Source organism: Arthrobacter celericrescens, assembly GCF_003614925.1.
Classification (GTDB): Bacteria; Actinomycetota; Actinomycetes; order Actinomycetales; family Micrococcaceae; genus Arthrobacter; species Arthrobacter celericrescens.
On record NZ_QYLP01000021.1, the window covers coordinates 96,828 to 116,925 of the forward strand.

19 protein-coding genes are annotated in these 20,098 nt (G+C 66.9%); 8 read left to right on the top strand and 11 right to left on the bottom strand.

Annotation, left to right across the window (positions count from 1 at the left end; genetic code table 11):
* The first annotated feature begins 60 nt into the window (after window positions 1-60).
* Together D3654_RS04505 and D3654_RS04510 are read left to right on the top strand one after the other, a co-directional pair.
* Window positions 61-549, top strand: coding sequence for a hypothetical protein (locus D3654_RS04505; RefSeq protein ID WP_120520324.1), 489 nt, complete (start codon window positions 61-63; stop codon window positions 547-549).
* A gap of 86 nt (window positions 550-635) precedes the next feature.
* Window positions 636-1,913 (top strand): MFS transporter, encoded by a 1,278-nt coding sequence (locus D3654_RS04510; RefSeq protein WP_245413085.1) that lies wholly within the window; start codon window positions 636-638, stop codon window positions 1,911-1,913.
* Window positions 1,914-1,930: 17 nt separating this feature from the next.
* Here D3654_RS04510 and D3654_RS04515 read toward each other — a convergent pair whose 3' ends face one another.
* The 5 genes from D3654_RS04515 to D3654_RS04535 form a co-directional block, all read right to left on the bottom strand.
* Window positions 1,931-3,637 (bottom strand): ABC transporter family substrate-binding protein, encoded by a 1,707-nt coding sequence (locus tag D3654_RS04515; RefSeq protein ID WP_120520325.1) that lies wholly within the window; start codon window positions 3,635-3,637, stop codon window positions 1,931-1,933.
* A gap of 42 nt (window positions 3,638-3,679) precedes the next feature.
* Window positions 3,680-5,848, bottom strand: a complete 2,169-nt coding sequence (locus D3654_RS04520; RefSeq protein ID WP_120520326.1) for a dipeptide ABC transporter ATP-binding protein — start codon at window positions 5,846-5,848, stop codon at window positions 3,680-3,682.
* Entirely contained in the window at window positions 5,845-6,795 is a 951-nt protein-coding gene (locus tag D3654_RS04525) for an ABC transporter permease (protein ID WP_120520327.1), read from the bottom strand. Before D3654_RS04525 ends, D3654_RS04520 begins: the two co-directional genes overlap by 4 nt.
* Window positions 6,795-7,778, bottom strand: a complete 984-nt coding sequence (locus tag D3654_RS04530) for an ABC transporter permease (protein ID WP_120520328.1) — start codon at window positions 7,776-7,778, stop codon at window positions 6,795-6,797. The genes D3654_RS04525 and D3654_RS04530 overlap by 1 nt, the downstream gene beginning before the upstream one ends.
* A gap of 172 nt (window positions 7,779-7,950) precedes the next feature.
* Complete coding sequence (locus tag D3654_RS04535; RefSeq protein ID WP_425359391.1) at window positions 7,951-8,571, bottom strand: TetR/AcrR family transcriptional regulator; 621 nt, start codon at window positions 8,569-8,571, stop codon at window positions 7,951-7,953.
* A gap of 126 nt (window positions 8,572-8,697) precedes the next feature.
* On the opposite strand from D3654_RS04535, the gene D3654_RS04540 reads away from it, so the two are divergent.
* Entirely contained in the window at window positions 8,698-9,261 is a 564-nt protein-coding gene (locus D3654_RS04540) for an NAD(P)H-dependent oxidoreductase (RefSeq protein ID WP_120520330.1), read from the top strand.
* Window positions 9,262-9,489: 228 nt separating this feature from the next.
* The gene (locus tag D3654_RS04545; RefSeq protein ID WP_120520382.1) at window positions 9,490-10,341 is read left to right on the top strand and encodes a GerMN domain-containing protein; all 852 of its coding nucleotides are present in this window, start codon (window positions 9,490-9,492) and stop codon (window positions 10,339-10,341) included.
* A gap of 59 nt (window positions 10,342-10,400) precedes the next feature.
* On the opposite strand, the gene D3654_RS04550 is transcribed toward D3654_RS04545, so the two are convergent.
* A complete protein-coding gene (locus D3654_RS04550; RefSeq protein ID WP_120520331.1) occupies window positions 10,401-10,937 on the bottom strand; it encodes a hypothetical protein in 537 nt (178 codons plus the stop codon).
* Window positions 10,934-11,947, bottom strand: coding sequence for a hypothetical protein (locus tag D3654_RS04555; protein WP_245413086.1), 1,014 nt, complete (start codon window positions 11,945-11,947; stop codon window positions 10,934-10,936). The genes D3654_RS04550 and D3654_RS04555 overlap by 4 nt, the downstream gene beginning before the upstream one ends.
* 178 nt (window positions 11,948-12,125) lie before the next feature.
* Here D3654_RS04555 and D3654_RS04560 point away from each other — a divergent pair, with 178 nt between their 5' ends.
* From D3654_RS04560 to D3654_RS04570, 3 genes are all read left to right on the top strand, one after another.
* Window positions 12,126-13,436, top strand: a complete 1,311-nt coding sequence (locus D3654_RS04560) for an aminotransferase-like domain-containing protein (protein ID WP_120520383.1) — start codon at window positions 12,126-12,128, stop codon at window positions 13,434-13,436.
* Entirely contained in the window at window positions 13,433-13,864 is a 432-nt protein-coding gene (locus D3654_RS04565; protein WP_120520332.1) for a universal stress protein, read from the top strand. The genes D3654_RS04560 and D3654_RS04565 overlap by 4 nt, the downstream gene beginning before the upstream one ends.
* Before the next feature lie 259 nt (window positions 13,865-14,123).
* The gene (locus D3654_RS04570; protein WP_120520333.1) at window positions 14,124-14,459 is read left to right on the top strand and encodes a hypothetical protein; all 336 of its coding nucleotides are present in this window, start codon (window positions 14,124-14,126) and stop codon (window positions 14,457-14,459) included.
* Window positions 14,460-14,572: 113 nt separating this feature from the next.
* On the opposite strand, the gene D3654_RS04575 is transcribed toward D3654_RS04570, so the two are convergent.
* The 4 genes from D3654_RS04575 to D3654_RS04590 all read right to left on the bottom strand — a co-directional run bounded on the left by D3654_RS04575 (window position 14,573) and on the right by D3654_RS04590 (window position 19,577).
* On the bottom strand, window positions 14,573-16,081 hold the full coding sequence (locus D3654_RS04575) for a dihydrolipoamide acetyltransferase family protein (protein ID WP_120520334.1): 1,509 nt from the start codon (window positions 16,079-16,081) through the stop codon (window positions 14,573-14,575).
* 56 nt (window positions 16,082-16,137) lie between these two features.
* The gene (locus tag D3654_RS04580; protein ID WP_120520335.1) at window positions 16,138-17,118 is read right to left on the bottom strand and encodes an alpha-ketoacid dehydrogenase subunit beta; all 981 of its coding nucleotides are present in this window, start codon (window positions 17,116-17,118) and stop codon (window positions 16,138-16,140) included.
* Complete coding sequence (gene pdhA / locus D3654_RS04585) at window positions 17,118-18,314, bottom strand: pyruvate dehydrogenase (acetyl-transferring) E1 component subunit alpha (RefSeq protein ID WP_120520336.1); 1,197 nt, start codon at window positions 18,312-18,314, stop codon at window positions 17,118-17,120. Before pdhA ends, D3654_RS04580 begins: the two co-directional genes overlap by 1 nt.
* Before the next feature lie 144 nt (window positions 18,315-18,458).
* Window positions 18,459-19,577: a histidinol-phosphate transaminase gene (locus D3654_RS04590; RefSeq protein WP_245413087.1), complete on the bottom strand. Its 1,119-nt coding sequence runs from the start codon at window positions 19,575-19,577 to the stop codon at window positions 18,459-18,461.
* 75 nt (window positions 19,578-19,652) lie between these two features.
* On the opposite strand from D3654_RS04590, the gene D3654_RS04595 reads away from it, so the two are divergent.
* Entirely contained in the window at window positions 19,653-20,081 is a 429-nt protein-coding gene (locus D3654_RS04595; protein ID WP_120520338.1) for a phage holin family protein, read from the top strand.
* Window positions 20,082-20,098 lie beyond the last annotated feature (17 nt).

A 20,098-nucleotide genomic window follows, 5' to 3' on the forward strand; every position in this document is an offset into this window, starting at 1 on the left:
GAGCATGGCACTAGGAGTCTTATTCAAGAACCTACTTGAATAAGAAAGGGGGCGGTGGCAATGGCCACCATCCAAACTCCTCGGACACAGCAGTCCCGCCTCCGCGCAGGTGCCGCGCTCATGGCAGTCGCGGGACTCGGATTCGTCGGATATGCCGCGATCTTCTTCGTGCTCAACTTCACGGACACCTTCCTCGAACTCGGGATCGGTCCTGACCAGGTGGACAAGGGCAAGAATGAGATCGAGGCCTTCAGCCCGCAGCTGTACCACTACATCAGCCACCTGCACATCGCGGTCAGCGGCTTCATCGCGGCCACCGGACTGGCCGTCGCAGCCCTGTCCTGGTACGGCGTTCGCCGCGGTGAACGGTGGGCCTTCGGCACGGCCGTCGCCGTTCCCGTCGTCGGCCTCGCCGTTGCCCTGCCGGCCCACTACCCTTGGGGCCTGGCGACCCTCGGACACCTCGGCCTGATCTACCTCGCCGTCCTCATCTTCCTGGTCGGAGTCGTGCTGGCATTCACGGCCATGAGAAGCCCAGCGAAGGCGTAACGCACCAGTTGCCATCGGCGCGAACACCCCGGACTGGAGGAGATCACGCACCCAAAAGAGCCAAGCACTCCCCGGAACCGGGGCCGGTGCTGGGGCTGCGCCAGAACCTGGCCCAGTTCATCCTGCTCATCGCCGTCAACGCTTTGGTCGGCGGCACCCTCGGCCAGGAAAGGACCATCCTGCCTCTGCTGGCCGGCGGTGTCTTTCACCTCGACCGCTACACCAGCGCCCTGACGTACATCCTCGCCTTCGGTCTGTCCAAGGCGGCGATGAACTACTTCGCCGGGACCCTCTCGGACCGGTTCGGCCGCAAGCCGGTACTCGTGGCTGGATGGCTGGCAGCGATCCCAGTTCCGTTCCTGCTCATCTTCGGGCAGGCCTGGGCATGGATCGTGGGGGCAAACGTGCTCCTGGGCATCAGCCAGGGACTGACGTGGTCCACTACCGTGATGATGAAGATGGACCTCGTGGGCCCGTCCCGGCGGGGACTTGCCATGGGCCTGAACGAGGCGGCAGGCTACCTGGGCGTCGCGGCCACCGCCCTGGCCACCGGTTACCTCGCCTCCGAATACGGCCTCCGGCCAGCCCCGTTCCTTCTTGGCGCGGCCTTCATCGGCCTCGGCTTGGGGCTGTCCGTCGTGACCGTGCGCGAAACCCGCGGCCATTCCCTCCTTGAGGCCCGCGCCCACGTCGATGCCAACGAGCACGCACACGGCGGGCTCACGGACCGGCAGGTCTTTACCCTGACCAGCTTCCGCGACCGTTCCCTCTCGTCGGTTAGCCAGGCCGGCATGGTGAACAACCTCAACGACGGCCTCGCCTGGGGCCTCTTTCCGGTCCTGTTTGCCGGCGCCGGGCTGAACCTTGGTCAAATCGGCATTCTCGCCGCTACCTATCCAGCCGTGTGGGGCGCCGGGCAGCTCTTTACCGGGGCGGCTTCGGACCGGTGGGGGCGGAAGTGGCTCATCGTCGCCGGCATGCTCACCCAGTCCGTGGGACTCGCCACCGCTGCAGCCTCGCACAGCTTCAGGCCGTGGCTGGCCTCGGCGGTACTCCTGGGAGTGGGGACGGCGATGGTGTACCCGACGCTGCTCGCCGCCATCGGCGACGTCGCCCACCCTGCCTGGCGGGCCCGCTCTGTCGGCGTCTACCGGCTCTGGCGCGACGGCGGTTTCGCCGTCGGGGCCCTCCTGTCCGGCCTCCTCGCGGACCTGTACGGGATCCCCGCCGCCATCGTTGCCGTCGCCGCTGTCACTGCAGCCTCCGGCCTGCTCGTCGCCTTCCGGATGCGCGGCAATGACCATGCACCAAAGGTTGAAGGGCCGGCACCCGCGGGATCCTCCGCAGGCACCGGCCCTTCGTAGTTACGGCGTGGAAGTGGTTACTTCTTTTCCCAGCCGATGGTAGTCCAGTCCGGAACGTTGGACAGGCTCTTGAACAGGGACGGGCCGTAGTTGGCCAGGCCCTTGTGGACGAACTGGATCTCCGGTCCGTTCATCACCACACCCATGGAGTAGTACTTCTCCATGTGCTTCTTCTCGACCTCCATGGCGGCCTTGTTGCGCTCGCCGTTGTCCTCGATGCTGGACAGCTTGGCGATCTCTGCGTCCAGCTCGGCGTCGCCCAGGCCGTTCTCGTTGGTCTTGAAGTCGTAGTACTGCTTCACGGCGTCGGTGGCGTCGGAGCCCACGGTGTAGCCGGAGATGGTCATGTCGAACTCGCGGGAGCCGATGATCTTGCCGAATTCGGCGTCGCCCTTCTGATCGATTCCAACGTCCATGCCCGCAGCCTGGAGCTGCTTCTGCACGGTCTGGGTGGTGGCCAGCGAGGTGGGGTCGTCACCGAAGTTGGTGATCTTGAAGGCCACGGGCTTGCCGTCCTTCTCCATGACGCCCTTGCTGTTCGGTGCGTAGCCGGCGTCGGTGAGGATCTTCTTCGCCGCGTCCGGGCCGCTTTCCTTGACCGGGTAGTTGTCCTGGTAGTTCTTGGAGAACGGCATCAGCATCATCGACCCCGAGCTCTCCTCTTCCCAGTTCAGGCCGTTGAAGCGCACCTTGCGGATGGCTTCGCGGTCGACGGCGGCGAACACGGCCTTGCGGACGGCGACGTCGGTGAGCGAGGAACGCTTGGCATTCAGGTTCAGGCCGCCGGCGAAGAGCCTCTGGCCGCGGCGGATGTCGGTGTCCTTCGTGCCTTCGAGCTGCTTGTAACGGGTGAGGGTGCGGCCGCTGGTGGCGTCGATTTCACCGTTCTTGAAGGCGGCGATGGTGGCGCTGGGCTCCATCTGGCGGAAGACCACCTTGGAGAGCACCGGCTTGGCGCCCCACCACTTGTCATTGGGAACGATCACCACGGTCTTGGCGGCGGCGTCGTAGTTCTCCACCTTGAACGGGCCGGCCATCCACTCGGGGTGCATGTTGCCGGTAAAGCCGGTGTTGAACACCTCCGGGGTGTTCACCTTCGGGTGGATCAGGCCGGTGAACAGGGCGTCAAGCGGGTAAACGGGCTGGGTGGTGGTGACAATGACTTCCTTGTCATTGGCGCCAGCCTTGACCGAATCCACGAATTCGTACGCACCGGAGGACACGATGTCGATGTCCTTGTTCTTGCCCTGGAGCATCTTCCAGGTGTTCTGGAAGGTCTTCACGTCGATCGGGGTGCCGTCGTTGAAGGTGGCCTTCTCGTTGATCTTGATGGTGACGGTCTGCTCGCCGTTCTTGACCTCGCTCTTGACCTCTTCGCAGAAGTCCTTGTTCGGCGTCGCGGTGCCGTCGTAGTCGAAGTTCCAGCAGCCCCAGGTGCCGGCGCCGTCGATCGGGCGGTGCAGGGCGGTGTTGTCCGAGCTGTTGCCCACGTTGGAGAAGCCGTTGAAGTCCGGGCCGATGTTGCCCAGGGCGAGGGTCAGCGTGCCGCCCTGTTCGAGGTCCTTCGGGTCCTTCTCGTTGATGCTGATGAGCTTGCTGATGTCGCCGCCGGCCGACTGCGCCTTTTGGGATTCCGGACCGGACGACGGCGTGCCGCCGCCGCATGCGGTCAGCATCAGCGCCGAGGCGATCGCCACGCCGCTGAGGGTCAGGTACTTCTTCATAGTGTTCCCTTCAGTACTTGCTTGTTTGCAGAGGATGAAGCTTCAGGCGTGCACCACGAGCATGTCGGCGTCGATCTCGCCGTCCGGGAAGAAGCAGGCGAACTGCTGGGCTTCCTCGGCTGCCAGAGCCGGCTCGAGCGTGAGGCACTTGTCCCGCTTCTCCCGCGGGAGGGCGGCGAAGACGGGGCAGCGCGTGGCGAAGTTGCAGCCCTGGGGCGCGTCCAGCGGGCTGGGCAGGTCGCCCTGCAGGATGATCCGCTCGCGGGTCCGTTCCAGCTCAGGGTCCGGGACCGGGATGGCCGAGAGGAGCGCGCGGGTGTAGGGGTGGCGCGGGTTGTCGAAGACCTGGTCCACGTCGCCCATTTCCACGATCTTGCCCAGGTACATCACGGCCACCCGGTTGGAGATGTGCCGCACCACGGACAGATCGTGCGCCACCATGAGGTAGCTGAGGCCGAGCTCGGCGCGGAGCTGGTCCAGGAGGTTGATGACGCCGGCCTGCACGGAGACGTCGAGGGCCGAGACCGGCTCGTCAAGCACCACCAGCTTCGGGTTCACGGCGAGCGCCCGGGCGATGCCGATGCGCTGGCGCTGGCCGCCGGAGAACTGGTTGGGGAAGCGGTTCACATGGTCGGGCTGCAGCCCCACCAGCCGCATCAGCTCCATGATGCGTTTCCGGATGGCGTCCTTGGGCATGCCAAGGTTCTCCAGCGGCTCTGCCAGGACCTCGTAGACCGTGAAGCGCGGGTCCAGGGCGCCGGTGGGGTCCTGGAAGACCATCTGCATTTCCTTGCGCATGGCCTGCTTGGTCTTGCCGTCCGTGGCGGCCTTGTTGCTGACGCCGCCGATCACCACCTCGCCGTCCTGGTCCGGATGGAACTCCATGATTTCCAGCAGGGTGGTGGTCTTGCCGCAGCCCGATTCGCCCACGATCGAAAGGCATTCGCCCTCGCGGATGTCGAAGCTCAGCCCGTCCACGGCCTTGACCGTGCCGATGCGCCGCTTGAAAAGGGACCCCTTCAGCAACGGAAAATACTTCTTCACGTCCTTGAGCTCCAGGACCGTTGCCCGCCCGTCCCGGCTGACGCCGTCGAACTTTGACACCGGAACCGGGGGCGCGTGGAAGATGCGGTGCGCGTCCACGCCGTCGAGCGTGCCGCTCTTGATGCACGCGGCCCGGTGGCCGCCGGTGCCGCCGTCGACGGCAAGCAGGGCGGGCTCGGCCGTGCGGCATTCATCGCTCGCCAGCGGGCAGCGCGCCGCGAACGAGCAGCCGGTGACGGCGTTGATCAGGTTGGGCGGGGTGCCCTCGATCGGCACCAGCGAGCTTTTCTGCGAAGTGTCCACGCGCGGAACCGCGCCCAGCAGGCCCAGGGTGTAGGGCATGCGCGGCCGGTAGTAGATGTCCTCCACAGTGCCGGTTTCCACGGGCTTGCCGGCGTACATCACCATGATGTCGTCCGCCATGCCCGCCACCACGCCGAGGTCGTGGGTGATCATCACGACGGCGGCCCCGGTCTCCTCCTGCGCGGCGTGCAGCACTTCCAGGACCTGGGCCTGGATGGTCACGTCGAGGGCCGTCGTCGGCTCGTCCGCGATCAGCACCCGCGGATCGTTGGCGATCGCGATGGCGATCATGACGCGCTGGCGCATGCCGCCGGAGAACTCGTGCGGGAAGGACTTCAGCCGGGCCTGCGGGCTGGGGATGCCCACCATGGCCAGGAGCTCGACGGCGCGGGCCTCTTTCGCGCGGCTGCTCATACCCGGGTTGTGGACCGTGAGCGCCTCGATGATCTGGTGGCCCACCGTGTACACCGGGGTCAACGAGGACAGCGGGTCCTGGAACACCATGGCGATGTGGCTGCCGCGGTGCCTGCACATGGCTTTGTCGCCCAGGCCCAGCAGTTCCTTGCCCTTGAAGCGCACGGATCCGCTGATGTCCGCGGTTTCCGGCAGCAGGCCCATGATCGCCATGGAGGTCACGGACTTGCCGGAGCCGGATTCGCCCACGATGCCCAGGGTCTTGCCCGCCATCAGGTCGAAGTCCACGCCGCGGACCGCGTGCACCACGCCGTTCTCCGAGTTGAAGCGGACGTTCAGGTCCCGGACGCTGAGGACCGCGTCGCCGGGGGCGTACAGTCCGGCGTCGCGGAGGCGATCGGCAGGCTGGCGCTCGACGACGGACGGCTGGGTGGTGATGTCGCTGCTCATTTGGTCTTCTTCTTTGTTGAGGCGCGGCCGATCGAGGTGGAGCTGGGATCGAACGCGTCCCGCAGGCCGTCGTTCATCATGGCCAGCGAGCCGGTCAGCAGGAACATGACGGTCAGCGGCACCCAGAACATCCAGGGGAAGGAGGACACCTGGCCGGTGGCGCCGCCGATCAGCACGCCGAGGCTGACGTCGGGCAGCTTGATGCCGATGCCGATGTAGGAGAACGCCACCTCGGCGAGGATGGCGCCGGTGATGCCGCGGGTGAAGTCGAGCACCAGGAGGGAGCCGATGTTCGGGACCAGGTGGCGGCGGACGATCCGCATGGACGGCACGCCCATGTACTTGGCCGCCTTCACGTAGTCCCGCTGCATGAGGGACATGGCCAGCGAGCGGACCAGCCGGGCGGTTCCCATCCAGCTGAAGAACAGCAGGACGGCGATCAGCAGCAGCCAGCTCGGCAGTTCCTTGAGGCTCTGGCCGCCGCCGCTCGTGGCGACCGCGACCACCAGGATGGCGGGCATCATGATGAGCGCTTCGAGGATGAAGAGCATCACCGAGTCCACCTTGCCGCCGAAGAACGCCATGCTGCAGCCGTAGACCGCGGAGATGAGCACGGACAGTCCGCCCACGATCAGGCCGATGAGGATGGAGACCCGGGTTCCCTCGACCACCAGCGCCAGGAGGTCGATGCCAGCCTGGGAGGTGCCCAGCAGGTGCTCGGGCGAGGGGCCCATGCCGATGTTGAGGGGATCGATGGTTTCCTTGTCCCAGGTGGTGAGGAAACCACCGAACAAGGAGAAAGCGAACAGCACCAGGAAGATGGCCAGGCCGGCCACGGCAGTCTTGTTCCGCATGAAGCGGCGGAAGATGATGCGGCCTTTACCGATGACGACGTCGGCCGCCCGGGCTTCGTCGATTTCTGCGACAGGATCGATAAGGTTCGTCATTACTGGGCCCTCACTCGCGGATCGACCAGGGTGGTGGCGAAGTCGGCCAGGATGGCGCCGATGGCGAAGATCACCGAGCCGTAGGCCAGCATGGCGGTGGCCACGTTGACGTCCTGTTTGCCGATCGCGTCGATGCTCCACAGGCCCACGCCGGGCCACGCGAAGATGGCTTCGGCGAAGAAACCGCCGGTGAAGATCGCGGGGATGGTGAAGGCGATGCTCTGCGCCACCGGGATGAAGGACACCCGCAGGGCGTGCCGGGTGATGGCATGGTTCCGGGTGAGTCCCTTGGCCCGGGCGGTGCGGACGAAGTCGGCGTTGACGTTGTCCAGCAGGTACTGACGCTGGGCGATCTGGTACCCCGCCCAGCCGAACACGGTCATCGCGAAGGTGGGCACGGCGTAGTGGGCCACCAGGTCGACGAACGCCGGCCAGCCGGGCTCGATTCCCGGCGTCGAGATGCCGGTGACGAAGAAGATGCGCTCCCCCACGGCGTCGTTGACGCCGATGGCTCCCAACTGCACCAGGAAGTAGGCGATCGGGGCGGGCAGGATGTGCACCAGGTAGCTGTAGGAGGTGATGGCGCGGTCCTGGAACTTGTACTGCCGGGCCGCCGAATACACGCCCAGGGCCACGCCGATGATGAGCGTGAGGATGATCGATGCGAGGAAGAGCCGGGTGGAAATCATCACGCGGTCCGCGAATTCGGCGTTCACGTAGGCGCCGTTGGGGCTGCGGCCCCAGTCCCAGCGGGTGAGGATGCCGCCGAGCCACTGGACGTAGCGTTCCCAGGGATTCAGGTTGGGGTCCAGGCCCAGGAGGCGGAAGGAGTTGGCCACCTGCTCGGGGGTGGGCCGCGGGATCTTTTCCTGTTCCAGCAGCGCGGGCTTGAGCGAGCTCACTGCCAGGAAGTATCCGGCCGACGTGGTCAGGAAGATCATCACCACGTAGATGAGGGCACGTTTGCCCAGATAGCGGAGCATCTGCATCCAATCGTGAAACATTAACTTCGAAGGATGTGCTTCGAATCACATCCCAGAGGAAGCTATCACATGGAAAGGCACAGGAATTGCCAAGGCGCCAAGTCAAGCGGCTGGTGTCCGGATCGTTATCAACGGATCACGGACGTTGGCGCTCGTCAGGAAGGGAAAACGGTCACTTCGCGTCGGGCGGGCAGCCCAGGAGGCGGCCGGCAAATTCGCGCCAGCCGGCCTCGATGCGGGCAACTTCGATCCCCTGGCTGCGCAGCGCGTAGAGCACCCGCTCGGGGTCGAGGGTAGCGATCAGGAACGACGCCATCAGCCAGGGATCGCGGTCAACACCGGCCTCACGCAGCAGCATTTCGATATGGCGGTGCCAGAGCAGGGCGGGCGGCGCCGCGTGACGGTTGTGTGGCGAGTGCTCCGAAGCCCGGGCGAGCTCCCCGTACTTGTCGATGTACCTGATCCGGGCCTCGCCGAAGGCCATGAGGCGTTCCACCGGCGGCGCGCCGGGGCCCAGCGGCGGGGGGCCGAAGATGAACCGCTGCTGGAACTCGGCCTCGGCGTCGCTCAGCAAGGTCATCATCAGGCCCGCACGGTTACCGAAACGGCGGAAGACCGTCCCTTTGCCCACCTCAGCCCGGCAGGCAAGCATGTCCATGGTGACGGCGTCGACGCCATGTTCGGCAACAAGCTCCCTGGCAGCCTGCAGGAGACGCTCGCGGTTGCGGGCGGCGTCGCTGCGCTCGGGCTGCGGCCCCGAAGAACCCTCCGGGCGGATTGGGATGAGGCTCACAAAAAACATTCTAGTCTCGGGAATACAAAGCGGACCGCAGTCCGTTTAGCTAGGTGAAAGGCAGGCATCCAGCCTCAGATCAAGCGCCCGACGGCTCCGGCCGCGGACAGAAGCAAGGAGTTTCCCATGACCACGAACACCGTTCTCGCACTGGTTGGCAGCCTTCGCGCCGACTCCCACAACCGCAAGCTCGCCGAAGCCATCGCCCTGAACGCCCCGGAAGGCGTCGACGTGCAGGTCTACGGCTCCCTCGGCACCATCCCGTTCTACAACGAAGACATCGACGTCGAAGGCCAGGTTCCCGCTGAAGCCGCCGCCCTGCGCGCCGCCGCTGCAGGTGCCGACGCCCTGCTGCTGGTCACCCCGGAGCACAACGGCACCATGCCCGCCTCGCTCAAGAACGCCATCGACTGGCTGTCCCGCCCCTTCGGCGCCGGCGCCCTCGCCGGTAAGCCGACCGCCGTCGTCGGAACCGCCTTCGGCCAGTACGGCGGAGTCTGGGCACAGGACGAAGCCCGCAAGGCCGTCGGCATCGCCGGCGCCAAGGTGCTGGAGGACGTCAAGCTGGCCGTCCCGGGTTCCATGATCCGTTTCGCCGAGCTGCACCCGAAGGACGACGCCGAGGTCGTCGACCAGATCAAGGGCATCTTCGAGCCGCTGACCGCAGTCGCAGAAGAGGCCGCCGCCTGACCCTTCCTGAGGTCTTAGCCCAGGCCCCGTTCCGCCCGGATTTCCGGGCCGGACGGGGCCTTTTGCGTCTCGTTCGGCACGCTACCAATCCGTGACGGAGCTGATGCCGAACCGTCACCCCGGCGGCATTTCGCGGCGAATTCACCGGACTTACGGTTGAAGCAGGAGGCGGCAACGTGGGCAGTGCGCACGGGGCCGCCGGATAGCTCGGAGGCTGTCATGGTGGGCATGCGCGGATTCGGACGCTCGACGGCGGGCGCCCCGCCGCGCGGCGGCCTGGCCTTCGGTTCGCTGCTCGCGTGCGGCCTGGTTTTCGGGCTCGGCGGCTGCGCGTATCCCGCGAGCCTGGCACCCGGGCCGACCCTACCGGCGGCCATCACGGCAAGCAGTCCCGCGGTCACCGCGCCCCCTGCGCTGCCCGCCGGATCGGTTCCAGCGACGTCGTCCGCGGCCCCACCGGCAGCTGAGCCCGCCGCGCCGGGGGCCACCTCCCCCGGCGCAGGCGGCCACACCATCCCGGCCACGCCGCCGGCTGCGGTTTCGCCCGGCGTCCCTCCCGTGGCGCCTTCCACCGGAGCGACACCGACGGCGACGGCAGGCGCGTCACCGGGCTCCCGCACGGGCGCGCCGGAAGATCTCACGGTGCTCACCGGCCCGGCCATCTACCTCGTGGCAATCGACGACGGCGGCCGACGCGGCGCCCGCTTCGGCTGCAATGACAGCCTGGTCGCCGTGCACTCCGTTCCCGGACAGCCCGGGCAGGCATCCACGGGCACCTCGGCCGCCTCGCCGGACCCCGTGGAGACCGTGATGACCCGGCTGCTGGCCCCGGACGCCGTCCCGGCCGGCTCGGGTCTGTACAGCGCCCTTGCCGCCTCGGCCCTGACGTACGTTTCGGGCCGGTTGGACGGCGCCACGGCCGTTGTCGACTTCCGCGGCGAACTGCGTCAGGGCGGCGTGTGCGACAGCCCCCGGATCGACGCCCAGCTCACCCAGACCGCCATCGCCGCGACGGGCGCATCCCGCGCTGACATCCGGATCAACGGGCGCCCCTTGGCGGAGTTCCTGGACCTGCGGTAGCAGGGCGGACAAATACGACTCGGCCCCGATACGGCGACGGCTGTCCGGGGGGCGGCTGCTCATGACGTGGCGATCGCGATCAGGCGCCGCAAGGCCCAGGCCATCCGCACCAGCCCGAGCGCCGCGGCGAAGCCGAGCCCGAACACCACCGCCTCAATGGGCCAGACGCCGGTGACGCCGTCGCCCTCCACCAGGATTGCCGCCAACGCTGCCACCAGGAGGGCGGCCAACACCGGGATGACGGAAAGGAACGCTTCGCCGATCTGCCGCCGGTGGTCCGGCGCAAGCCGCTCCAGGGGCAGGGCCCGCTGCCCCGGCGGTGCCTTCTTGCCCAGCACGTTCACCAGCATGGAAACGCTGCTCAGGATCAGGCCGGCCACGGCGCCGGACAGGGTGGCCAGGGTCTGGAAAAGGGTGCGGCGCGAGTCTTCGGCGACGCCTTCGATCATGAACGGCTGCGCCCAGGCCGCGGACGCCGCAAGCCAGGCGCCCACCGCCACCGCCGCCCACAGCAGGTCCGCGCGGGGATGCTGCAGGAACCAGCGCCACGCGGCGCCTCGGCGAGGGTGGCCGATCTCGACGTTGTACAGGCTCACCGCGCAGCACCTCCCGCCAAGGCATGTTCTCCAGCCGCTGCCTGTTCTCCCGCGGTTGCCTGTTCCATTGCAGTCGCCGCAGCCAAGCGGGGCACCACGGAGTTGTCAGGCATTCCAGTCACCTCCGGCAAAGTCCTGGCGAAGAACTCTTCGTGATTCTGCGCCTGATTGCGCAGGATTTCCACCGCTTCGGCCGCGGCGCGGGCCGGATCGTTGAAGGCGTCGGCGTCGACGTCCACGTAGGAAATGAACCGTTCCTTGAGCAGGTCCACCACCTCCCGGTCGCCGCTGACGGAGTTCTTGCCTTCGGCCACCACGTGGTCGAACTGCTCCATGGATCCGGCCCGCCGGAACACCTCGATCAGGTGCTGGATGCGTTCCCGGATCCGCTGTTTGTCCCGCGCGCTGCCGCTGCGGCCGACGCTGAGGGATACCCGGAACGTGCCTTCGCTCATGAGGCGCGAGGCGCTGTCCAGCACGTCCGCCCATTCGCCGCCCATGGATGTCCCGGACAGGCGCCCGGCCGGCAGCGAAAACTCGAAGCGGCTGACGTCCAGGCGTTCCAGGATGTCCTCCACATCTTCGCGGACAACAGGAACAAGGCCTGGCTCCAGCCCGAGCATCCCGCCAAGATACTCCCCGAGCCGCGCCGCCCGCGGGCCGTTGCCGCTGCCCAGCACCGCCAGCACGTTCCGTTTCAGGAAGGCGAAGTAGGTGGTCTCCAGGAGGTGGTCGCCGGCGTCGAGCGGCAGCGCTTTCCGGCGCCCCGCACTGTCCCCCACGCTCGGCAGGTTCCCGCCGCGCACCCGGTCCAGCAGCAGCACCGGAAAGGGCGCGACGGCGGCCGCCTGGGCGAGCAGGACGGTTCCGTCGGCGCAGCGGAAGTGGCGGTCGACGCCGTCGTCCTCAGCCTCCCGCAGCACCTCGGCCACCCGGCGCGCGGGAAACGGCCGGAACAGCCCCTCGCCGCTCATCTGGTCGATCCGCCAGAACTGCACGCTTCGTTTCACCAGCCCACCATCCTGCGCCTTGTCCTGCGACCGCCCTCAAACTGCACCCGCCCCTCAAACTGCCCTTGTGCCAAAGCTACGCCGGGGCACCGACATTCACACCGGCGTCGGCCGCCGAACGGACAGTAAAGAAACATCTGTTGCCCAATTGGCAACTCTGGGGAGTATCCTGTTCACTGTGACCCACGAAACACTGGACGCCGGGCCGGAGTTGCCCGCCGAAGCGATCGATGCCATCGAGAGGGCTGCCACCGCAGCCCACCGCCACGAGGAACTCTTCTCGGAGCGCGCCGCCAACATCAAGCAGTCAGCCGTACGGGACGTCTTCGACATCTCCATGCGGCCGGGCCTGGTGTCCCTTGCAGGCGGAAACCCCTACCTTCAGTCCCTGCCCCTCGAAAAGCTCGGGCAGACCGCAGCGCAGATCATCGCCGCGGAGGGCATGACCGCACTGCAGTACGGCGGCGGCCAGGGCACCGCCGAACTGCGCACCCAGATCTGCGAGATCATGGCGGCCGAAGGCATCACCGACGCCCGGCCGGAGAACGTGGTCATCACGGCAGGCTCCCAGTCCGCGCAGGACGTCGCCACCAAGGTCTTCTGCGATCCGGGCGACGTGGTCCTCGCGGAAAACCCCACCTACGTTGGCGCCCTGAACACTTTCGAGGCCTACCAGGTCCAGGTCGAAACGGTGGAGATGGACGGCGACGGCCTGGTCCCGGAGATCCTCGAATCCCGGATCGCCGAGTTGCAGGCGCAGGGCAAGAACATCAAGTTCCTCTACACGATCCCCAACTTCAACAACCCCTCGGGGATCACCCTCGCCGCCGAGCGCCGCCAGCGGATCGTCGATATATGCCGCAAGGCGAATATTCTGGTGCTGGAGGACAACCCGTACGGCCTGCTGCGCTTCGACGGCAAGCCGCTGGCGCCGATGCGGGCCCAAAACGCCCACGACGTCATCTACATGGGTTCGTTCTCGAAGATCTTCGCACCAGGACTCCGCATCGGCTGGGCCCTTGTGCCGGAGCACCTGCAGCGGCGCTTCTACCTGGCCTCCGAGGCCGTGACGCTGTGCCCGCCGACGCTGAACCAGATGCTCATCTCGGCCTACCTGCGCGATTATGACTGGCGCGGCCAGATCGAAACGTATCGAGCGCTCTACGAGGAGCGCTGCGCGGCCCTGCTCTCCGCACTGGATGAGTACATGCCCGAGGGCCTGAGCTGGACGCGGCCCGACGGCGGCTTCTTCGTCTGGGTGACGCTGCCCCAGGGTGTTGACACCTATCCGCTGCTCCAGAAGGCGATCGATGCGGGCGTCGTGTTCATCCCCGGTGCGGCCTTCACGCCGTCGGACGGTCCATCCAACAAGCTGCGTTTGGCGTTCAGCGCCGTGCCTCCCGATACTATTGCCGAAGGCGTCCGGAGACTCTCGAACGTACTCACGGAAGCAATTGAAAAAAGGTCCAGCAAAGGAGCAGATCTATGAGCGGTGTAGTCCTCGTCGGCGTCGACGGAAGCGAAACGGCACGTCGGGCGGCCGAGTCGGCCAGGCGGCTGGCAACGGCACTCGAAGCCGAGCTGCGCGTCGTCACGGCATTTGAAAGCGACCGCGTTGAAATCGTCGAAAGCGGCGCCGACAAGTGGGTCCTCTCCGATGCGGACGCCGCGGAAAAGGTTGCCCGCACCATCGCCGGCGAACTCGCCTCCGCGCAGCTGCAGACCAGCTTCGGCGCCATCCGCGGCAAGGCCGGCGAGGCCCTCGTCAAGGAAGCCGAGCGCGTGGACGCCCAGCTGATCGTGGTTGGAAACCGCCGCATGCAGGGCCTCGGCCGCATCCTCGGCAGCGTGGCGAACACGGTGGCGCACAACGCCCCCTGCGACGTCTACATCGCCAAGACGGACGAACCCGCCTAAGGCAGGCCATCGGGCAGGTTACGGAGCCGGCCGGTTCCCTGGTGAAAACCGGGAACCGGCCGGCTCTTGCCTTGCCGCGGGGAGGTCCTGCCGCGGCACCGGTATGACGCGCCACACTGCCACCCTTGACGGGAATCACGCCGCCTGGTGGGCGTTCTCACCCCGTTACCGGCCGGTCCGTAAGGGCCCCGCCGATAAAATTGGGGAAGGCCCCCGACGGCGCGAGCCGCCCATCACAAACGACCTCCAGGACCTCATCTTGCTTACTCTGCAGCGCCAGCGCGTCGGCCACGACATCCTCCTTGCCCGCCACGGAAACCACATCAGCTCCATGCGTTTGGACCGCAGCAACGACCGCGTCGTCGCCGTCCTCAACGACGGAACCACGGACAGCGCCCCGAACCTCATTTCCCCGCTGCTCGAGATGCCGGAAAACCTCCGTAGCGTGCTGCGTTCGGACTGGCGCGCCCTGGTCCTGGGTTCGGCAATGATGCTGGCCATCGGCCTCCTGGCCGCAGCCGTGTCCATCGCGCTGACCGGCAACATGAGCGACGAGCAGCTGGCCCAGCTCTCCTACTCAACCTCCATGTACTGATCCTGCCGGCCCGCTGACAACGCGGGCCCAGTATGCAGAAGAGCCCGACCGCGCCGGATGGCGCCGTCGGGCTCTTGTCGCTTAAGGCCCCTTCCGGGGCCCGGAGCCGCGCACTAGTCCAGCAGCAGCGCCGGCTCTTCGAGGATGGCGGCGACGTCGGCCATGAAGCGGGCGGACAGATCGCCGTCGACCACGCGGTGGTCGAAGGACCCGCCCAAGGTGGTGATCCAGCGCGGAATGACTTCGCCGTCGAGAACCCAGGGCTTCTGCTTGATGGTGCCGAAGGCGACGATCGCCACCTCGCCCGGGTTGATGATGGGCGTTCCCGTGTCGATGCCGAGGGCGCCGATGTTGGTGATGGTGAGGGTGCCGCCCTGCATCTGCGCGGGCTGGGTCTTGCCGGCGCGGGCCGTGGTGGCGAGTTCGTTCAGGGCCAGGGCGAGCTCCTTGAGGGAGAGGTCCTGGGCGTCCTTGATGTTCGGCACCATGAGGCCGCGCGGGGTGGCGGCCGCGATGCCGAGGTTCATGAAGTGCTTGACCTGGATTTCAGCGCCGCCCTTGCCGTCCGCGTCCTCCACCCAGCTGGCATTGACGCTGGGGTTGCGGGCGGCGGCCCAGATGACGGCCTTGGCGAGGATCAGCAGAGGCGACACCTTGATGCCTTCGAAGTCACGGGAGGCCTTCAGCCGCTTGACGAATTCCATGGTGCGGCTCGCGTCGACATCCACGAAGATGCTCACGTGCGGCGCGGTGAACGCGGAGTCCACCATGGCCTTGGCGGTGGCCTTGCGGACGCCCTTGACCGGGATCCGCTCCATGCGCTGGTCCTGCGGCTTGCGGGAAGCGCCCCAGAAGGAGTCGGCCTGGTCCAGTTCGGCGTCGCGCTGGGCCTGGTAGCTGACCAGGTCCTCGCGGGTCACCTCGCCGCGGGCGCCGGTCGCGGTGACGTCGGCGAGGTCGATGCCGAGGTCCCGTGCGATCTTCCGCACCGGAGGCTTGGCCAGCACGCGGCTGACGATGTCGCTGACTGTCGCACCCAAGGCACCGCCGCGGCCCGCGGCAGCAGGAGCCTGGGCTGGTACTGCGGGGGCTGGAGCGGGCGGCACGGGAGCGGGGGGCTCGACGGCGGCGGGAGCCGCCGGCGCCGACGGAACCGCAACGGACTGTGCAGGCGCCGACGGGGCGTTCCGGCGCGGCCGCCGCTTGACGGCGTCGGCCTTCGGACCGGAGCCAACCAGCGGACCGCCGGCCGGGCCGGCGTCGGAGGCACCGCCGTCGGGCGCGTCTTCGGAAAGCTTGCCGTACATCGGCGCCTCAACCACTGAGGGTTCGACGACGGCGGGAGCAGCCGGCGCGGGCGCCTCACCGGCGGGCGCGGCGGCCCCGTCGGAGATGCCGATGATGGGCGTTCCGACCTCCACGGTGATGCCCTCGGCCACGAGGAGCTCGGACACCGTGCCGGCGTACGGCGACGGGAGCTCGACGAGGGACTTGGCCGTCTCGATCTCGCAGATGACATCGTTGATGGCCACGGCGTCGCCCGGTTTGACCTTCCAGGAGACGATCTCGGCCTCGGTCAGGCCTTCTCCGACATCCGGGAGGTTGAATTTCTTTACAGTCACTTCGGTCCTTACGTTTCAGCAGGCGGCCCGGCAGGGCGCGGCGCAGGCAGGAGCGGCTAGTAGGCCAGCGAACGGTCCAGGGCTTCGAGGATCTTGTCGATGTCCGGCAAGTAGTCCTCCTCCACCTTGGCCACGGGGTAGGGCATGTGGAAGCCGCCCACGCGGATGACGGGGGCCTCGAGGTGCAGGAACGCGCGTTCGCTGATCCGGGACGCGATTTCGCCGCCGATGCCGCCGAACGTGGGAGCCTCGTGGGCCACGATCAAGCGTCCGGTCTTGCGCACGGACGCTTCGACGGTGTCGAAGTCGATCGGCGAGATCGAGCGCAGGTCGATGACCTCGATGCTGTGCCCGTCCTCGGCTGCCGCGGTGGCAGCCGCGAGGGCCACAGGCACCAGCGGGCCATACGCCACGATCGTGGCATCGCTGCCTTCACGCAGGACGTGCGCCTTGAAGGGATCCGACGCCGGGCCCGGGTTCTCGGTGTCGACCTCGCCCTTGAGCCAGTAGCGGCGCTTGGGTTCGAAGAAGATCACGGGGTCCGTGCATTCGACGGCCTGCTGGATCATCCAGTAGGCGTCGTGGGCGTTGGACGGGGTGATGATCCGCAGGCCGGCGGTGTGCGCGAAGAGGGCTTCCGGCGATTCGGAGTGGTGCTCGATCGAGCCGATGCCGCCGCCGTAGGGGATGCGGATGACCACGGGCACGGTGAGCTTGCCGCTGCTGCGGAAGTGCATCTTGGCCAGCTGGGTGGTGATCTGGTTGAACGCCGGGAAGACGAAGCCGTCGAACTGGATCTCGCAGATAGGGCGGTAGCCACGCAGGGCCAGGCCGATCGCGGTGCCGACGATGCCGGATTCGGCGAGCGGGCTGTCCACCACGCGGTCCGGGCCGAAGTCCTTGAGGAGCCCGTCGGTGACGCGGTAGACGCCGCCGAGGGCGCCGATGTCCTCGCCCATGAGCAGGGACTTGGCGTTGTGGTTGAGGGTTGCGCGGAGGCCTTCGTTGATGGCCTTGGCAACGGTCATGGTGGCCATCAGTGACCGGCCTCCTCTTCGCTTTCGAAACCTGCTTCGTATTGCGTGAACCACGCCTGTTCTTCCGCGACCAGGGGGTGCGGTTCGGCGTAGACCCCGGCGAAGGCGTCGTGGATGTCGGGCGCCTGCAGGGCCAGGGCGGTGCTGCGGACATAGGCCGCCAGTTCGTTCCCGTCCTGCTTGACCTGGTCGAAGAAGGCGTCGTCGGCCAGGCCTTCGGCACGGAGGTACTTTTCGAGGCGGTCCAGGGGGTCCTTGCTGCGCCACTCGGCCTCTTCGGCGGACTGGCGGTACTTGGTGGGATCGTCGGCAGTGGTGTGCGCGCCGACGCGGTAGGTGTGGGCTTCGATCAGCACGGGGCCGCGGCCCTCACGTGCGTGCTCAAGCGCCCATTCGGTGACGGCGTGAACGGCGATGACGTCGTTGCCGTCCACCCGGATGCCCGGGAAACCGTAGCCCTTGGCCCGGTTGAAGAGGGGAATCTTGGTCTGGACCTCGGTGGGAACCGAGATGGCCCAGTGGTTGTTCTGGCAGAAGAAGACGACAGGGGCGTCGTACGAGGCCGCGAACACCATGGATTCGTGGACATCGCCTTCGGAGCTGGCGCCGTCGCCGAAGTAGGCCAGCACGGCTGCCTTGGGATCGTTGGATCCGGCGGCTTCGGCGAGCTTCTGGTCCCGCTGGATGCCCATGGCGTAGCCCACGGAATGCGGCATCTGGGCGGCGAGCACCAGGGTGTACAGGTGGAAGTTGTTCTCGGTCGGGTCCCAGCCGCCGTTGGAGATGCCGCGGAAGAGCTTCAGCAGCTCGGAGAGGTCAACGTTCCGGGTCAGGGCGACGCCGTGCTCCCGGTAGGTGGGGAAGATGTAGTCCTGCGGCTGGCTGGCCCGGCCGGAGCCGATCTGCGCGGCTTCCTGGCCGGTGAGGGGAACCCACAGGGCCAGTTCGCCCTGGCGCTGCAGGGCCGTGGCTTCCTGGTCGAAGCGGCGGATCTTGGCCATGTCCGCGTAGAACCCGCGCAGCTGCTCCGGTTCCAGGCGCTTGGCGTAGTCCGAAAACACGGGATCCGTGCCGAGCGTGCCATCCGGCCCGAGCAATTGGACCATCCCCGTTGCGGGGTCGCCGGACTCCGTTCCCTCAGGGAACTGCTGTCCGGTCCCGTTGATCCGGGGGGTGGGCAATTGGGTTGAGCCCATTCCGTCTCCTTTGCCTTGCCGCAGCCGACGCTGAGCATTTTTCGCTGATATATTCCATTTGGGGAATGCATTCCTCAAATGGAATATTTGGCTTGCGTCCCTAACTTTATCCTCAGTAAGGGACCCAAGGACATTTGTTAACCCCTACAAAGGCCGCGGCGCATTTGTATAAACGGCACAGAGTTCCAGGAACCGGGTGTTCGCTTCGACCTCTCCGATGCTGACACGGACGCCCTCGTTCGCGAAGGCACGGACCGACAAGGCACGCTCCCCGGCAAGCTCCGCGAACCCGGCGCTGTGCTCGCCCAGGTTGAGCCAGACGAAGTTTCCCTGTGCCTCCGGGACAAACCAGCCAAGCTCCCGCAGGCCCGCCACAACGCGTTCGCGTTCGTCGACCAGGCCCTGCACCCGCTCCACCACGTCGTCGAAGTGCGCCAGGGACGTGACGGCGGCGCGTTCGGCGATCTGCGAGACCGCGAACGGCGTGGCGGCCACACGGAGGTGCTGGGTGATGTCCGGGCCTGCGACGCTGTAGCCCACACGGAGCCCGGCGAGGCCGTGCGCCTTGGAGAACGTCCGGAGGACGACAACGTTCGGGTACTTCCGGTAGAGCTTGATGCCGTCCACGGCGTCCGCGTCGCGGACGAACTCCTGGTAGGCCTCGTCAATGACGACGACGACGCCGGGCGGGACGGACTGGATGAACCGTTCCGTTTCCTCGGCGGTGAGGATGGGTCCGGTGGGGTTGTTCGGCGTGCAGAGCAGGATGACCTTGGTGCGCACGGTGACGGCGGCGGCCATCGCGTCAAGATCGTGCCGGCCGTCGGGCAGCAGCGGAATCCTGACGCTTTCCGCACCTGCCAGTCCGACACAGATGGGATAGGCCTCGAAGGACCGCCAGGCATAAATCACTTCGTCTGCCTTGCCGTCGGCGTTCTGCCCGGCGAAGGCGGCGAGGATCTGGTTCAGGGCGCCGAGGCTCCCGGCGCCGGTGACGACGTCGTCAGCCGGGACACCGAGGAAGTCCGCGAGCGCGCCCCGCAGCTTGGTGGCGAGGGGATCGGGGTAGCGGTTGATGTCGCTCTGATCGGCAATTGCCTCCAGCACCGCGGGAATCGGAGGCAGCGGGTTCTCGTTCGAAGACAGCTTGTAGCTGGTCAACCCCTCAATTGCCACAGGCGGTTTCCCGGCGGCGTATTTGGGAAGGCTGTCGACCACCGGTCGGGCCCGGACGCCCTCCTGTGCCATGTCAGCAGAAGTCATGGTTCCAAGCCTACTGGTCGGCATTTTCGGGCCCGCATGGACACTCCTTGAAGCACTGTGTGAAAGCATGGGCGCATGGGTGCATTCATCGTCCGTGTCCTGATCAATGGCCTGGCCCTCTGGGTGGCCGGCTGGATTCTTCCCGGCCTGGATATTTCCACCACGGCCACCAGCAACGCCGTGAACAATGCCGGCATCACCCAGGGCGCCGACACTCTGGGGATCGTTCTTGCCTACCTGTTCATCGGCCTGATTTTCGGAGTGGTCAACGCCTTTGTCCGCCCCCTCGTGAAGCTGCTGTCCCTGCCGATCACCATCCTGACGTTGGGCCTTTTCACGATCATCATCAACGCGGCGATGCTGTACCTCACCGCGTTGATGAGCAGCTACACGCCGGTGCACCTGACCATCGATTCCTTCTTCTGGACGGCCATCCTGGCCGCGATCATCATCAGCGTGATTTCGATGGTTGCCGGCTGGATCCCCGGAGCCCGCCGCCGCTGACCATACTTGACCTCACC

Bases quoted from the DNA above. Each gene is read 5' to 3' on its own strand.
- D3654_RS04590 (WP_245413087.1), bottom strand. From the start codon at position 19,577: ATGACTTCTGCTGACATGGCACAGGAGGGCGTCCGGGCCCGACCGGTG.
- D3654_RS04515 (WP_120520325.1), bottom strand. From the start codon at position 3,637: ATGAAGAAGTACCTGACCCTCAGCGGCGTGGCGATCGCCTCGGCGCTG.
- D3654_RS04540 (WP_120520330.1), top strand. From the start codon at position 8,698: ATGACCACGAACACCGTTCTCGCACTGGTTGGCAGCCTTCGCGCCGAC.
- D3654_RS04505 (WP_120520324.1), top strand. From the start codon at position 61: ATGGCCACCATCCAAACTCCTCGGACACAGCAGTCCCGCCTCCGCGCA.
- D3654_RS04530 (WP_120520328.1), bottom strand. From the start codon at position 7,778: ATGCTCCGCTATCTGGGCAAACGTGCCCTCATCTACGTGGTGATGATC.
- D3654_RS04565 (WP_120520332.1), top strand. From the start codon at position 13,433: ATGAGCGGTGTAGTCCTCGTCGGCGTCGACGGAAGCGAAACGGCACGT.
- D3654_RS04520 (WP_120520326.1), bottom strand. From the start codon at position 5,848: ATGAGCAGCGACATCACCACCCAGCCGTCCGTCGTCGAGCGCCAGCCT.
- D3654_RS04580 (WP_120520335.1), bottom strand. From the start codon at position 17,118: ATGGCCACCATGACCGTTGCCAAGGCCATCAACGAAGGCCTCCGCGCA.
- D3654_RS04595 (WP_120520338.1), top strand. From the start codon at position 19,653: ATGGGTGCATTCATCGTCCGTGTCCTGATCAATGGCCTGGCCCTCTGG.
- D3654_RS04545 (WP_120520382.1), top strand. From the start codon at position 9,490: ATGCGCGGATTCGGACGCTCGACGGCGGGCGCCCCGCCGCGCGGCGGC.
- D3654_RS04525 (WP_120520327.1), bottom strand. From the start codon at position 6,795: ATGACGAACCTTATCGATCCTGTCGCAGAAATCGACGAAGCCCGGGCG.
- pdhA (WP_120520336.1), bottom strand. From the start codon at position 18,314: ATGGGCTCAACCCAATTGCCCACCCCCCGGATCAACGGGACCGGACAG.